The sequence below is a fragment of the Salinisphaera sp. S4-8 genome, assembly GCF_040361235.1.
Classification (GTDB): domain Bacteria; phylum Pseudomonadota; class Gammaproteobacteria; order Nevskiales; family Salinisphaeraceae; genus Salinisphaera.
The window spans coordinates 138,957-153,090 of the sequence record NZ_APNF01000007.1 but is presented as its reverse complement, the minus strand read 5'-3'; the positions used below and the strand labels follow the sequence as shown (position 1 = coordinate 153,090).

Below are 14,134 nucleotides of genomic sequence, written 5' to 3'. Positions count from 1 at the left end.
CGCGACGTGGGCGCTACATGGTCCAGGTGGACACGACATAGGCATTGTCGCGGCGTGCGATCAGCTGGATATCGAGCACATCGAGCGGGCTGATCGGCTGAATGCCTTCCACAAGTGCTGGTTCGCCGTGGCCGTAGAGCGCCTGCAGGGCAAACCGACAGGCATAGACCTTGCCGCCCTCGTCCATGAATGCCTTGAGCTGGTTTTCGTAGTTCTGATGGCCGGGAAAGGCTTCGTCGCCAATGGTGGGAAAACCGCGTTGCACCCCCAGTGTCACGCCGGGCCCGTAGAGCAGAATGGTGGTTTCGAAACCCTTGCGCAGCAGCCGCTTGGCCTGAAGCATATTCACCAGGCCGATCGAGCCCTCGAAGGCGACGGTATGAAACGTCACCAGCGCTTTCTCGCCCGGTTCGGCCTGTACGTCCTCGAAGACCTTGTCTTCGTAGTCGACGAAATAATCGCCTTTCTGCACTTTCGCTGTGGTGACTTCAGGCATCGGGTTGTCTCCTGTTGAGTGGCCATATGTCAGGCCGACGCACCGGCGTCGGTCAGCAAGGATGTTGCAACGCCTGTGCCAAATGATCGGCCATACAATGCGATCATTTGTCGATCATTTACGCGAAAACTGTGCTAGCGTTTAGCTGCGCGGCGGGCGATTATTTTTCGCGTGACCGGTAACGGCGGGAAAGCGTGATGAAGAGCGCGCACCACACTGGTGAATTCCGCGTGCCGCGCACGATTCGAGGGCAGTCATGAACAACCATCTGAGCCGCTGGTGTGCAGCGATCACCGCCTGCGATCGGCCGACCTATCATGCGATCGCCGATGCGATCGCTGAAGATATTCAGGCCGGCCGTCTGCGCGCCGAGCAGAAACTGCCGCCGCTGCGCGCGCTCTCGCGCACGCTGGGGGTGAATTTCAGCACCGCCGCACGCGGCTATGCCGAAGCCGCCGAACGTGGGCTCATTGCCGGGCGCCCCGGCAGCGGCAGCTATGTACGCGGCGAGATCAGAAGCGATCCGGTACGCCATGCCAGCACAGTCGGGCCTATCGACATGCGCATGAATATGCCGCCGGAACCGCGCTCGCCTGCGTTGCGCGCCCGGCTGCGCGAAGGCTTTGCCAGCCTCGGCTCGGGTCACGATGTCTACGACTTGCTGCGCTACCAGGAATTCGGCGGCGCGCAACGCGACCGCGAAGCCGGCGCTGCCTGGATGGCCCAGCGCCTGCCCCGGGCCGACTGCGCCAATATCCTGGTATGCCCGGGCGCGCATAGTGCGCTGCTGGGCCTGTGCGCCTCGCTGCTACGCGCCGGGGATAGCCTGGCCTGTGAAGCGATCAGTTATCCCGGCATCAAGGGCATTGCGGCCCATTTGGGTATTCGCCCGGCCGCCTTGCCTGCCGACCGCGACGGACTCGATCCGGACGCCTTTGCTGCGTTGTGCGCGGCCGACCCGCCCAAGGCGCTGTATATCAACCCCACACTCAACAACCCGACCACCACCACCCTGCCCGCCGAACGCCGCGCGGCCATCGCCGAAATCGCGCTGCGTTATGGCGTGCCGATCATCGAGGACGACCCCTACGGCTGCCTGCCCAAACAGCGGCTTGCGCCGATCGCCACCTATGCGCCCGAATTGACGTTCTATGTGGCTGGCCTGTCCAAGGTGCTGGGGGCGGGTCTGCGCATCGGTTATCTGGTGACCCCGAATGCGCGCTACACCGCCCGCGTGTCGTCCACCATGGCGACGCTATCGGTGATGGCCAACCCGGCGATGATTCGCCTGGCCACGCGCTGGATCGAGGATGGCACGGTACGCGCTGCGACCCGCGCGATTCGCGAGGAATCGATGGCACGGCAGGCATTGTCGACACGCGTGCTGCGCGGAATCGAATACCAGAGCCAGCCGGAGGCCTTTCATCTGTGGCTACCGGTACCGGCTCCGTGGAACCGTATCGAACTGGCCACACGACTGCAGCAACATGGCATCGCCGCGGTCGTATCCGATGCCTTTGCCATGCGCGCGCCGGCGCCGGAGGCCGTGCGCATATGCCTGGGCGGCACCGCCAGCCGCGAGGAATGCCATCGCCATCTGGAAATCATGCACGATGTGATCGAGCACCTGCCGGCGATGGCCGCGGGCGGCTATGGCGAGCCCTTGGCAGGCGCTTATTAGTCGCGCACCCAAACAGCTGCCTTGATCCGCTGTTTTCAACGCCTCAGCCGAGGGCGATATAGCTCACAAGGCCGATCACGATCAGACCGAGCACTGCCGACAGCCCTTTCCAGAAGCGATTGGGGTCGCGCTCGATCAGCGGCAGGCGATGATCGGCCACGAGTTCGCCGCGCGGATGGCGCAGGTCGTAGACGAATTCGGCCACCTCAGCGTAGCGCTTGTCGGGATTCGGGTGCAGGGCCTTGCGTAATGCGTTGTCGACCCAGACCGGCACGTCGTCGTTGTAGACGATCGCGCTGGTATAACGCAGCCGGTTCAGATCGGTGGCATTTCGCGCCCGCGATACGTCCGGCCCGTACGGCAGATGCCCGGTGAGCATCTGATAGGCAATCACGCCCAGCGAATACACATCCGAACGCGTGGAACCACCCGCGCCGACGAAATACTCGGGGGCGGCATACTGGCTGGTACCGAGCACGTCGTCGCTGCCCAGACGCCCCGCGCTTTCCCGAATACCGGCGACCGCCACCGCGCCGAAATCGATGATCTTCACCGTGCCCAGCGTATCGATGAGGATATTGTCGGGCCGCAGATCCTGGTGAATCATCTCCTGGCGATGAAAGGCGAGCACGCCCTTGCCGATCTGCTCGACGATGGGCCGCACACTGGCCATATCGGGCCTGGGATGATCGACCATCCACTGCGACAGGCTCTGGCCCTCGATATATTCCATCGCAACGAACAGATGCGTCGGGTTCTGACGCGGCGCCGAGGCCTTGAGCACGTACGGGCTATCGATACGGCGTGCGATCCATTCTTCGAGCAGAAAGCGTTCGAGCAGCACCGGATCGGCTTTCAGATCGCTGGCCGGTATCTTGAGTGCGACCGGCGCGCCGTCGACTTCGTCACGGGCCAGAAACACGTGGCTGCGCCCGCTGACATGCAAGGCGCGCACGATTTCATAGCCTTCGAAATGCATGCGCGCTTCCAGCACGGGGGCAAAGGCGCGTTGTGCCACACCTTCGCTGATATCGTCGGCGCTGGCTTCGCCGACACGATCGATACGCACCAGCTGTACGGTGAGATTGTCGTGGCTGCCGTGCTCGTAGGACATATCGACCAGATGGGCCGCGGCGGCTTCCAGGTCGTCGCCATGCACGGCGACCGTATCAATCAGGGTCGGATCGTCGGTGTATTCATAGACGCCGTCCGTGGCCAGCACGAACACATCGCCCGACGCGATGGCAAGGCGCTGGTAGTCGATCTCGACCCGATCGTTGACACCCAACGCCCGCGAGAGATAGCTCTCGTAACGGGAAATACGCAGCCGATGACTTTCCGTCAACCGCTCCAACGCGCCGTCGCGGATGCGATAGATACAGGTATCGCCGACATGAAACAGATAGGCGCTGGCCGCCTTGAGCACCAGCGCGCTGAAGGTACACACATAGCCACGATCGGCATCGTCGCGATACTGGCTCTGGCGCGTCTGGGCATAAAGCCAGGAATTGAGCGCGGCAATCACCCGTTCGCCGGCGCGGCGGACCGACCAGGCCTGCGAGGTGCAGTAATAATCTTCCAGAAAACTCGAAACCGCGGTTTCACTGGCGATCTGGCTGACATCGCTGCTACTGATGCCATCGGCGATAGCCACCGCGATCCCCTTGGTATGCAGCGGCGTGCCCTGGGGCACGTACAGGCCGTGAAAATCCTGGTTCTGCTTCTTGCGTCCGGCCGAACTCGCCTGGCCGGTCGTGACCGTTAGTAAAGAGGGCATGACGATGTGCGCGGCTCGCGCCGACAGCCGCTAGCGACAGACAAAGCGCAGGTAAAACGACACGCGCCGAAACCGGCGCGTGTCGCTACCGAGCGTACAAGCGCTCGACCGATCAAACGATCTCCCGGCGCGGCTGGGTCCGCACATGGGTGGAGTAGAGCGTCAGACCGGTGAGCGAAATACCGCCCACGATATTGCCCAGCACGGTGGGGATTTCGTTCCAGAAGATGTAGTCCCCGAGGGTGAAACCGCCGCCCAGAATCAGGCCCAGCGGAAACAGGAACATGTTCACCACCGAGTGCTCGAAGCCGAGATAGAAGAACACCATGATCGGCATCCACATGGCCGCGATCTTGCCGGTGGCCGAGGTCGATACCATCGCGCCGACCACGCCCATCGACACCATCCAGTTGCACAGGCAACCCCGAATGAACAGTGTCAGCCAGCCACCGAAGCCATGTTCCTTGTAGCCGAGCGTACGGCCCTCGCCGACATGGGCGATGGTCTGGCCGACCTCGTTGACCGGCGTATCGAACCCGTAGGTGAAGTTGATCGACATGATCACCGCCACCGTCAACGCACCGGCGAGATTGCCGATGAACACCAGCCCCCAGTTCTCGAGCACCCGACCGATCGTGACCCCCGGGCGCTTGTCCAGCCAGGCCAGCGGCGTGAGCATGAACACGCCGGTGAGCAGGTCGAACTTCATCAGATAGAGCATGCAAAAGCCCACCGGAAACAGCACCGCGCCGAGCAGCGGGTTACCGGTGTTCACGGTGATGGTGACCGCAAAGACCACCGCCAGCGCCAGGATGGCGCCGGCCATATAGGCACGCACGATGGTGTCGCGCCGGCCCATATAGATTTTGGATTCGCCGGAGTCGACCATCTTCTGGACGAACTCGGCGGGTTCTAGATACGACATGAATAATCCCCCAATGAAATCGGAACCATGTGATCGCAGCCGCGATCTTGCGGCGTACTACCAGCGCACATAGGGCAGGAACTTACCGTTCATCACGATCTTCACGCGGTCGCCCTTGGGGTGTTCCTCGCGTTCGACATCGATCATGAAATCGATGGCCGACATGATGCCGTCACCGAATTCCTCGTGAATGCACTGCTTCACGCCGGGGCCGAACACCGACAGAATTTCGTAGAAGCGATAGAGCAGCGGATCGCTCGGGATGGTCTTGTCCATCCACTGGCCCTTGAGCGGGCACTCCTGCAGCGCTTCGGCGACGTCGTCGCCCAGGTCGAGCACCGCGGTAATCTTCTGTGCAATCTCCTCGGTCGCCGAGGCCTCACCCAGACAGGCGGTCGCCGTCCATACCGGCGCCATGCCGATCTCGCCGGCGATATCGTCCCAGCGCAACCCCTTGGCTTTCTTGGCATCCAGAATCGCGCGGGTCATGGCCTTCTTTTCCATCTCGATCTCCCTTCAAACGAGGCAATACGGGCGTCATGGGCCCAGGTAAAAATGATGTGCCTGCGACCCTGCCCCAGCGGCATCGCCGCCTGCAGACGCCGGCTCGCCCCGGGCTATCGCGAAATTCGTGCCACTTGCCGCAAACACACCATTGCGACTTGGCATGTCGCCACTTGGAGTCGCTGACTTGCGCCGCAGCAAAACAATTATTATTACCCTGTTGCACCGCAACATTGCATATGCACCATTTTTGACCAGCGCTGCGCCCACGGGTGACGCTTGCCCCGCCCGCAACGAATCAGCGCCGTCGAAACGCCTCGCCAGGGGCCTGTTGCCGGCTCACGGCTGTTGGCGGCGGTACACGGGCATGCGCATACGCGTGTTGTGGCCCCGCCCGGCATACGGGTATGTTCATATTCGGGCAGAACAGGTTTCGTCGTACGCGTGCATCACGCAGGCAAACACCGATCACCCATCGTGCAACCGGGGGCCGTAAACTGAATGCGTAATCGTCTGGGCGCGGGTATTACCGCGCTGTTGTGTGTGGCCACCCTGGCCACGGCCGGTGCCGCACTCTACGGCTGGTGGCGTGCCGATCACTGGAACGGACTGCCGATTCCCCAGGCCGCCCTGACCCTGGCCACGATCCTGCTCGCCTGGCTTGCCAGCCGTGCGACCGACCGGCTGGCCAACGGCCTGAATGAAGGCCATCGCGCCTGGCAGCAACGTTTGCGACGCGTACTCAATGTCGAGGACGGCGAGCGCTTTCGCGAGGCCGATCTGATCGCGGCCTTGCTGCATCTGGCGATCTGGCTGGCCGTGCCGCTGGTGTTGCTGCGTATCTGGGGCCTGTCGCGAACGAGCTTCGACATGCTCCGCCATCTGGCCTGGACCGGGTTCAATCTCGGCCAGATCCAGATCGTGCCGGCACAGCTGATCATGGGCGCGCTGCTGCTGGTGGTACTGGCCACCGTCATTCGCTGGATTACCGGGCGCATGGAAAACCAGTGGCTTGCCCGCACACCCATGGAGACGCATACGCGTGAGGCCGTGGCCACGATCACCGGCTATGTGCTGTTCGTGATCGCGGCCCTCGTGGTGCTCAGCTATGTCGGCCTGGATCTGACCAAACTGGCATTCATCGCCGGTGCGCTGTCGGTGGGTATCGGTTTCGGCCTGCAGACAATCGTGAACAACTTCGTCTCCGGGCTGATTCTGCTGTTCGAACAGCCCGTACGCCGCGGTAACTACATCACCGTGGGCGAAACCGAAGGCTTCGTACGCCGTATTCGTATCCGGGCCACCGAGATCGAAACACTACAGCGCACCACCGTGGTCGTACCCAATTCCGAACTGCTGACCCTGCATCTGAAGAACTGGAATCTGCGCGATCGCTACGGGCGCATCAGCGCGCCGGTGGGCGTGGCCTACGGCAGCGATGTGCGACTGGTAGAAAAGCTGTTGTTACAGGTCGCAAGCGAGAACAAGGATGTCATCAGCGACGGCCGCGCCGGCGTACCCGCCCCGGCTGCCCTGTTTCGCGGTTTTGGCGATTCGGCGCTGGATTTCGAGCTGCGCTGTTTCATTCGCGATGTGACCCGGCGCTTTTTCGTGGTCTCGGATCTGAATTTCGCTATCGATGCCGCCTTTCGCGAACACGATGTCACGATCGCCTTTCCGCAGCTGGATGTGTGGCATCGCAGCGCCCCGCCACCGCAGGATGGGGCCGGCGACAGCTCGCCGGCGCTACCGAACGGGCCCGATACGGCGTGATCCGCCACCGGGCCCGCGAACCGGATCAGCCGTTGCTGGATACGGTATCGACCGGGCGTCCCAGGCGAATGGGCCCGCGTGCGCTGCGCACATCCACAACCGTGCCCTGCTGGGTGGCCACGATCTCACCGGCCTCGGCCAGACGCGCGGCGGCCGCGCGCACCGCGCCCATGTGATCGCGCCATTCCGTGGCTGCCCACAGATTGCGCGCCACATCCGACGGGCAGATCGTGGCCCCGGGCTCGCCGGCATCGACCTGGCTGAGAATCGTGGCTTCGATGGTTTGTGTATTCGGCTCGGTCATGGTCACTGACTCGCGGAAGATTTAGCACGTTCGGGCGCGCCCTGGCGCAGGCGCATGAGTACATCGGCAATCCGGCGCTGATCGTGGCCGCCGGCCAGCGCCGAACGCACGATACGCCCAATCGCGGCGCGATTGTCACCGTGCCGGGCCACGATCAGTGGCAGATCGGAATCGCGCGCCGACGGACTGCCATGCCAGGAGTGATAAAGCGGGGCGAAATAATAACGCTGGGCCGGGTCGTCGCGGTCGCCGTTGTGGGCCACCAGAATCAGATCGCCCGCACGATCGCCGTGGCGGCCCACGGTGAGGTCGTGCAAGCGCTGCGGCATATCGACATAGCTCGGATGCGGATGAGCCGCCAGATAGGCCGCGATCGGCTGGGTCTTGCCGTGACCGATATACACTTCGAAGACCTGTTCGGCATCGCTGTCCGAAGCCGCGGTACGCACCAGAATCATATCCAGCGTGCCCCGCAATTCCGGCACGAGCAGGCCGTCTTCGTTGTTTCGATAGAACGCTTCGGCCGCGGTTTCGATATCTTCGGCGCGCGCCGGGCGGGTCCAGTCGCAGGGGGCGTCGCGCGTTGCACAGGTGGTGCGATCGGCCACGTAGACATAGGCCAGCGCGCCCTGATAGGCAATCACCGCATCGAAAAATACGTCGTCATCGACGGCCAGTTCGTAGGGCCGCAGGGTAAAGCCGGCGGCTTCGAGCAGATTGGGCGGCTCGCCTTCGCCGTCGGTCGACAACGAATGGGCATCGTCGTGCAATACGCCGGTATGGCCGTGATCGGAGGTGATCACGATATAGCGATCGTCGAGCTCGCCGGCCTCGGCAAGCGATTCGCGCAGATCGGCCCTTCTTGAGATAGTCGCGACGCGAGACATCCGGATCGGCGTCGTGGATATGCGCGTAGTGATCCAGGCCGGGCAGATAGATCGTGATCACGTCCGCGGCGGGTTCGTCCTCGATGAGATCGTCCATGTTCTCGATGACTTCTTCATCGAGCTCCTCGAACAGCGACAACGACTGCTCGCCGGTGAGCTGGCCGGCCACATGCTCGGCAAACAGACTCTGGAAGGCATCCAGCATCGCGGTACGATCGGTGAGAATGAGCCGGTCGGCCCCGGCATAGAACTGGTGCATGCCCACCCAGATGCGTACGCCGGGATCGGTTTCGCGCAGGCGCTGGTAGATCGTGGGCACTTCCAGCAAGTCGTTGGCATAGCCGTCGGTATAGATTTCGAATACCGGTGTGGCGTCATGGATGGTCACCGGCACCGGCGCCGCATATTCGCCGGTCGCACGAATGAAGTATTCGTTGCCGGCGACGCCATGTTCGGCCGGCGTGGCGCCGGTCACCGTGGTCGCCCACGACACCGCCGTGGACGAGGGCAATACACTGACGATTGAATCCTGGAACCAGGCATGGGCGAATTGCTGTCTGCCGTCATCGCCGAGCAGACGTGCCATTTCCGGCAGTTCGCCGGCACGCAGCATGTCGTAGAGCAGATGCCGGTCGATACCGTCGATCGCGACCACGAGCAGTTTCGGCGCCGCGTTCGCGGGCGGGCGCTCGTCGGCATCGGTTTCGCGCAGCGCCACCTGTTCGCCAGCCACCCAGAACTGGGCGGCCTGCCAGGCACAGCCGTTGCTCGCCAGGGCCAGGCACCACACCAGAATGCGCACGCTAATCCGCCTGCGCCAAAAACCTGCTAACGCCAAGCCCCACTCCTTTTTTTGCTTCAATCTGCTCGCTGGCGCGACATGGATTCGCCCGTCGCGGCACATCGGCCTCTATCCCTGCGCGTCAAAATAACCGAAATTACGGGGCAGCGTCTCGATCGAACCCGCCAGCGCGAAGTAGAGAACGCAGCGCGGTGGCGGCGTGGCAGGAAAACTGCATGCCTGTGCAGTTGAGGCGGCCAATGGCGCGCCTGGTGTTCTGGAAACGTCTGCAATGCTCGAAACACTCGATAGTCCGATCGGCCGCTGGGCCGTAACCCTGGCCACCGGCGCGCTCACCGCCGCCGCGGTGACCTTCGCCTACATCCTGTTAATCAAGCTCGGTTATCGTCTGATCCAGCGGCGCGCGATCGCCCGTGAATTCCTGCAGCAATGCGACAACGCCGGCGGCGTGGTGGTGTTCTTTGTCGCCCTGCAGGCGGTCTGGCATGCCAGCGACGACAGCGTGCCGTGGATTGCGGCCATTCGCCATCTCAACAGCCTGTGTCTGATCCTGGCCCTGACCTGGGCAGCGCTGAAAGCGATTACCGCGATCGGCGATGTCATCGTCAGCCTCAATCCGGCCGTCGAAGGTCGCCACCACGCGGCCCGCCGGGTCGAAACCCAGGCGCGTTTTCTCACCCGCGGGCTGACGGTGCTGGTGGCGATCATCGGTATTTCCACCGCGCTCATGACCTTCCCGTCGATTCGCCAGCTGGGCACCAGCCTGCTGGCCTCGGCCGGTATCGGTGGCCTGATCATCGGTTTCGCGGCCCGGCCGGTGCTGTCGAATCTGCTGGCCGGCCTGCAGATCGCGCTGTCTCAACCCTTTCGTATCGAGGACGTGCTCAAGTTCAAGGACGAATGGTGCTGGGTGGAGGAAGTCACCACCACCTATGTGGTGCTGCGCACCTGGGATCTGCGCCGGCTGGTCGTGCCCCTGCAGTGGTTCATCGAAAACCCGTTCGAGAACTGGACCCGTCGCCCGACGAGCCTGATGGGGACCGTATTCATGTGGCTGGATTACCGGATGCCGGTACCGCCGCTACGCGCCGAGTTCGAGCGGCTGCTCAAGGCCGACGGTGCCTGGGACGAACTCATCGGCACCACCCAGGTCGTGGATGCCGGCGAGCACGCCATGCAGATTCGTTTTCTGATGAGTTCCACCGACTCGATCACGCTCTGGCATTTGCGTTGTCGCATGCGCGAAGCACTGCTGGATTTCGTACAGCGCGAATACCCGGACTACCTGCCGAACGTGCGCGCCCGCGTCGACGACAACGAAGTGCCCGAGGCCTCGCGCCCGCCGGCCGCGCCCGAGATCTGATTCAGGCGCTTTCGCTGCGCTCGGCCGCGATCTGGCGCAGGGCATCGGCCAATGTCGCGGGCGGCTGGGCGCCGGCGAGCAGATATTGGTTGTCGACAATGAACGACGGCACCGACGACACCCCCAACGACTGCCAGTGGGCGACTTGGCGCTCGACCTGTTCGGCATAGGCATCACCGGCCACGATCTCGCGGATACGTTCCCCATCCAGGCCCAGCGATGCGCCGATCGTCGCAAGCACGTCGGCATCGGTCGGGTTTTCGGCACGGCCGAAATACGCCGCGAACAATGCGCGATTGAACGCCCCGTCGCAGCCCTGTTCTTTCGCATAGGCCAGCACGCGATGCGTGTCGAAGGTATTCCAGGAGCGCCGTGCCAGGGCCCGGTCGAAGTTCAGCCCGAGTTCGTCCGCGGCGGCCATGATCTCGTGCTGCGCGGCTTTCATCTCGTCTTCGCTGCGCCCGTATTTCGCGCTCATATGTTCGAGAATATCCCGCCCGTCGTCCGGCACATCGGGGTTGAGCAGAAACGGATGCCACTCGAGTTGCACATCGATTTCGTCATCCAGTTGGGTAATCGCTTGTTGCAGGCGCGCGTCGCCGATGGCGCACCAGGGGCAGACCACATCGGAAACCAGGTCGATCTTGAGTGTTTGCATCGTGCGTATTGCCTTGGGTAATCCGCCGACGATGCCGCTGTTCGCCTGGCTTTCAAGCCCGGTCGGTCTGATCGTCCGCGCCAGAGGTATTTCCCGCGGCCGAACTTTGCTGGAACTGTACGGCCATGGTGAGCGCACTTTCACAAAACGCCATGACCCGCTCGAAATCCGCCTGCGGCAGCTGGCGGGCAGCTTCATTGCCGCGGTAGATGTTCATCCATTGCCGATCGCGCTCGACCATGCCGGGCAGCCGGCCCACGCCCCAATCCTCGGCGAGCGCCCACAACCGCGGGTTGAAGCCACGAACGAGTTGAATCAGGAACGGGATCGGGTCGTTGCGCGCCAAAAGTGAGGTCAGTCGCAGAATCAGATCGAAGGATACGGTGGCCGAACCCTGTTCCATGGCCTGCAACACGGTCTTGTCTTCCAGATCGAGCGCGCTGGCCAGCTCATCGCGCGACAGCCCGGCCGTCTGGCGTGCATCCTGAATCGCCTCGCCGGCGCGCTTCATCCAGGCGCGCTGCTCGTCGGACAACAGACGACGCTGGGCGCGGTCGAGGATGATCGTACGTCCGATATCCAGGGTCAGCCCGCCGACGCGCCTTGTCAGCGCGCCCAGCGCCTTTTTCGACAGGCTGCCGCTCAGGCTCGCGAACTGACCCAACAGATTGCTGCGTGCGCTTTCGCCTTTGTCTGCCATGCGATTCGACCATTGGAGGCGGAATGTCAGTGCCGATCATGCACGCCCGGCGTGTCGTGCGCGAGTCGGCGCGTTGCTTTTCGACACTGGGGCCGGGCCCGGCCAAGCGTGGACGCTGCGGACGCACCGTTTCATCCGGCTGCATTGAGCGGCCGACGCCGAGACGAACCACATGGGCCGAATCGGTACCGCAGGCTATGTTCGATGTGAGATTACGCTGCCTTAATCCACCTACGACTTACGCGCTGGCCGCACCGGCGCTGTACTTTCCATTCGCTTCACACCGGGGCCGAAGAAAGCACGTGACCCGTAGCGGTGAGTCGTTACAGCGACCAACCGGCATCGAACTCGGTGGCTACGTTCCTGTCGGATTACGCCTTCGGCTAATCCGACCTACGACTGGCCGTATCGGCGCTGTACTTCTCATTCGCTTCACACCAGGCCCGAAGAAAGCACGTGAGTCGTAGCGGTCAGTCGTTACGGCGACCAACCGGCATCAAACTCGGTGGCTACGTTCCTGTCGGATTACGCCTTCGGCTAATCCGACCTACGACTGGCCGTATCGGCGCTGTACTTCTCATTGGGTTCACACCGGGCTCGAAGAAAGCACGTGAGTCGTAGCGGTCAGTCGTTACGGCGACCAACCGGCATCGAACTCGGGGGCTACGTTCCTGTCGGATTACGCCTTCGGCTAATCCGACCTCCGACTGCAACTGCGTTCGCTGCGTATCGCGACGCCGAATCGAGGTCCTTTATTTGCGACCTTCGCGTTCATTGGCGAACTATTGATTCAAACCCAGTCCACCGCCTGCGCCAGATCCTGGACGAAACGCTGGTATTCGCTGGCGTTCGCGGCCGCCGTCCCGCGCCGAAGCAGATACGACGGGTGCACGGTCAGCAGATAACGCCGATCGTCGTGCGTGATGATGCGGCCGCGATCACGGTTTATACGCACGTCGGTGCCCAGCAATGCGCGCCCGGCGGTCGCGCCCAGGCCGATCACCAGCTCTGGTGCCACCAGACCGATCTCGGCATCCAACCAGGGCCGACAGGCCATGACCTCGGTTTCGCTGGGCGTGGCATGCAGGCGGGTCTTGCCGCGTGGGCTGAACTTGAAGTGCTTGACCGTGTTGGTCAGATACAAACGCTCGCGCGACAGCCCCGCGGCCACGAGCGCGCGATCGAGCAGCTGGCCGGCCGGCCCGACGAACGGCAGGCCGGCCAGGTCTTCGTGATCGCCGGGTTGTTCGCCAACAAGCATGACGCGGGCGTCGGCCGGGCCCTGGCCGAACACGGTCTGGGTCGCCGGTTGCCAGAGCGGGCAGTTACGGCAGGTGGTGGCCTGCAACGCCAGGCGTTCGAGCGATGCCGGCGTGCTCGCGGCGACGGCCGCAGCGTTGTCGGCCTCGGGGCTGGCCGGGCGTGGCCCGCAGCGCAGTGCGTCACTGTGCTTGCGGTTGGCCTCCATCGCCTGCACGCGCCGGTCTGCGTCGCGCAGCAAGGTGGGGATGAGATGCGCCTCGGGCATGTTCTTCCAGTACTTCTGCGGCATTTCGGATTGCATCGCCCGAACCTTGACCCGTGCCGGGTTGAAGATACTGCGGTAATAGATCTGCCAGGCCTGCTCGAGGGCATCGCCTTCGGGGGCGGCGGATCTGTCGGTGGCCGGCGAGAACCAGAGCTGGCCTTGACCTTCCCAATGCACACAGCCGACCGGCGTGAGAATCGACCAGCGCATGTTGGCAAAGCGACGTTGGAAAAAGCCGCTGACGTAGGCAACGATGAAGTGCTCCGGTTCGAACCAGGCTACGTACCGTGGCGCGCCGTCGTCGGTATCCGGCACCTCGCGAAACCGCACAAACGCTTTCATCTTGTGCACATCCCGCCGCACGGCCTTGGCATAGCGGTTAAAGCGCGCCGTATCGGCATCGCCGGCGAGTTGCAGCACATGCCGTTCGCCGTGGGTGAGCCGCCAGAGCAAGCGATACAGCAGCGCCCAGCGATCGTCGTCGCGATGACAGCTGACCGTGCGTGCCTGGGCAACGAATGCTTTGGGCACCCGCGCGCCCGAAGCCGGCGCATCGGCGTCTGCCTGTTCATGATCGGGCGTGGGCTGCCACCAGACACGCGCCGGGGCGATACCGGCGGCCAGCAATCGCCGTGCGGCGTTCTGCCAACCGGCGAAATCCGGCGCAAAACGCGCAACGACCTGATCGCCGGCCGTGCTCTGCGAATCGAATAACGACGCTTGAAAGCTCATGGCA

12 protein-coding genes are annotated in these 14,134 nt (G+C 63.2%); 3 read left to right on the top strand and 9 right to left on the bottom strand.

Annotated elements, in window-relative coordinates:
• Positions 1 to 13: 13 nt before the first annotated feature.
• Entirely contained in the window at positions 14 to 496 is a 483-nt protein-coding gene (locus tag S4A8_RS12555; protein ID WP_353176532.1) for an MSMEG_0572/Sll0783 family nitrogen starvation response protein, read from the bottom strand.
• 256 nt (positions 497 to 752) lie between these two features.
• On the opposite strand from S4A8_RS12555, the gene S4A8_RS12550 reads away from it, so the two are divergent.
• A complete protein-coding gene (locus S4A8_RS12550; protein WP_353220401.1) occupies positions 753 to 2,177 on the top strand; it encodes an aminotransferase-like domain-containing protein in 1,425 nt (474 codons plus the stop codon).
• 43 nt (positions 2,178 to 2,220) lie between these two features.
• Here S4A8_RS12550 and S4A8_RS12545 read toward each other — a convergent pair whose 3' ends face one another.
• From S4A8_RS12545 to cynS, 3 genes are all read right to left on the bottom strand, one after another.
• A complete protein-coding gene (locus S4A8_RS12545) occupies positions 2,221 to 3,954 on the bottom strand; it encodes a bifunctional protein-serine/threonine kinase/phosphatase (RefSeq protein ID WP_353220400.1) in 1,734 nt (577 codons plus the stop codon).
• 112 nt (positions 3,955 to 4,066) lie between these two features.
• Positions 4,067 to 4,879: a formate/nitrite transporter family protein gene (locus tag S4A8_RS12540; protein WP_353176527.1), complete on the bottom strand. Its 813-nt coding sequence runs from the start codon at positions 4,877 to 4,879 to the stop codon at positions 4,067 to 4,069.
• 57 nt (positions 4,880 to 4,936) lie between these two features.
• Positions 4,937 to 5,383 (bottom strand): cyanase, encoded by a 447-nt coding sequence (gene cynS / locus S4A8_RS12535; RefSeq protein WP_353176525.1) that lies wholly within the window; start codon positions 5,381 to 5,383, stop codon positions 4,937 to 4,939.
• Between the two features lie 501 nt (positions 5,384 to 5,884).
• On the opposite strand from cynS, the gene S4A8_RS12530 reads away from it, so the two are divergent.
• On the top strand, positions 5,885 to 7,156 hold the full coding sequence (locus tag S4A8_RS12530) for a mechanosensitive ion channel family protein (protein ID WP_353220399.1): 1,272 nt from the start codon (positions 5,885 to 5,887) through the stop codon (positions 7,154 to 7,156).
• Between the two features lie 25 nt (positions 7,157 to 7,181).
• Here S4A8_RS12530 and S4A8_RS12525 read toward each other — a convergent pair whose 3' ends face one another.
• Positions 7,182 to 7,460: a DUF3253 domain-containing protein gene (locus tag S4A8_RS12525; protein ID WP_353176521.1), complete on the bottom strand. Its 279-nt coding sequence runs from the start codon at positions 7,458 to 7,460 to the stop codon at positions 7,182 to 7,184.
• 663 nt (positions 7,461 to 8,123) lie between these two features.
• Entirely contained in the window at positions 8,124 to 9,149 is a 1,026-nt protein-coding gene (locus S4A8_RS12520; RefSeq protein WP_353220398.1) for an alkaline phosphatase family protein, read from the bottom strand.
• A gap of 271 nt (positions 9,150 to 9,420) precedes the next feature.
• On the opposite strand from S4A8_RS12520, the gene S4A8_RS12515 reads away from it, so the two are divergent.
• On the top strand, positions 9,421 to 10,512 hold the full coding sequence (locus S4A8_RS12515) for a mechanosensitive ion channel family protein (protein ID WP_353220397.1): 1,092 nt from the start codon (positions 9,421 to 9,423) through the stop codon (positions 10,510 to 10,512).
• A gap of 1 nt (position 10,513) precedes the next feature.
• Here the strand turns inward: S4A8_RS12515 and S4A8_RS12510 are convergent, their stop codons facing one another.
• The 3 genes from S4A8_RS12510 to S4A8_RS12500 all read right to left on the bottom strand — a co-directional run bounded on the left by S4A8_RS12510 (position 10,514) and on the right by S4A8_RS12500 (position 14,130).
• Positions 10,514 to 11,170, bottom strand: coding sequence for a DsbA family oxidoreductase (locus S4A8_RS12510; RefSeq protein WP_353220396.1), 657 nt, complete (start codon positions 11,168 to 11,170; stop codon positions 10,514 to 10,516).
• 52 nt (positions 11,171 to 11,222) lie between these two features.
• Entirely contained in the window at positions 11,223 to 11,870 is a 648-nt protein-coding gene (locus S4A8_RS12505) for a helix-turn-helix domain-containing protein (protein ID WP_353176513.1), read from the bottom strand.
• A 790-nt stretch (positions 11,871 to 12,660) separates the two neighbouring features.
• Complete coding sequence (locus S4A8_RS12500) at positions 12,661 to 14,130, bottom strand: UdgX family uracil-DNA binding protein (protein WP_353220395.1); 1,470 nt, start codon at positions 14,128 to 14,130, stop codon at positions 12,661 to 12,663.
• Positions 14,131 to 14,134: the final 4 nt, after the last annotated feature.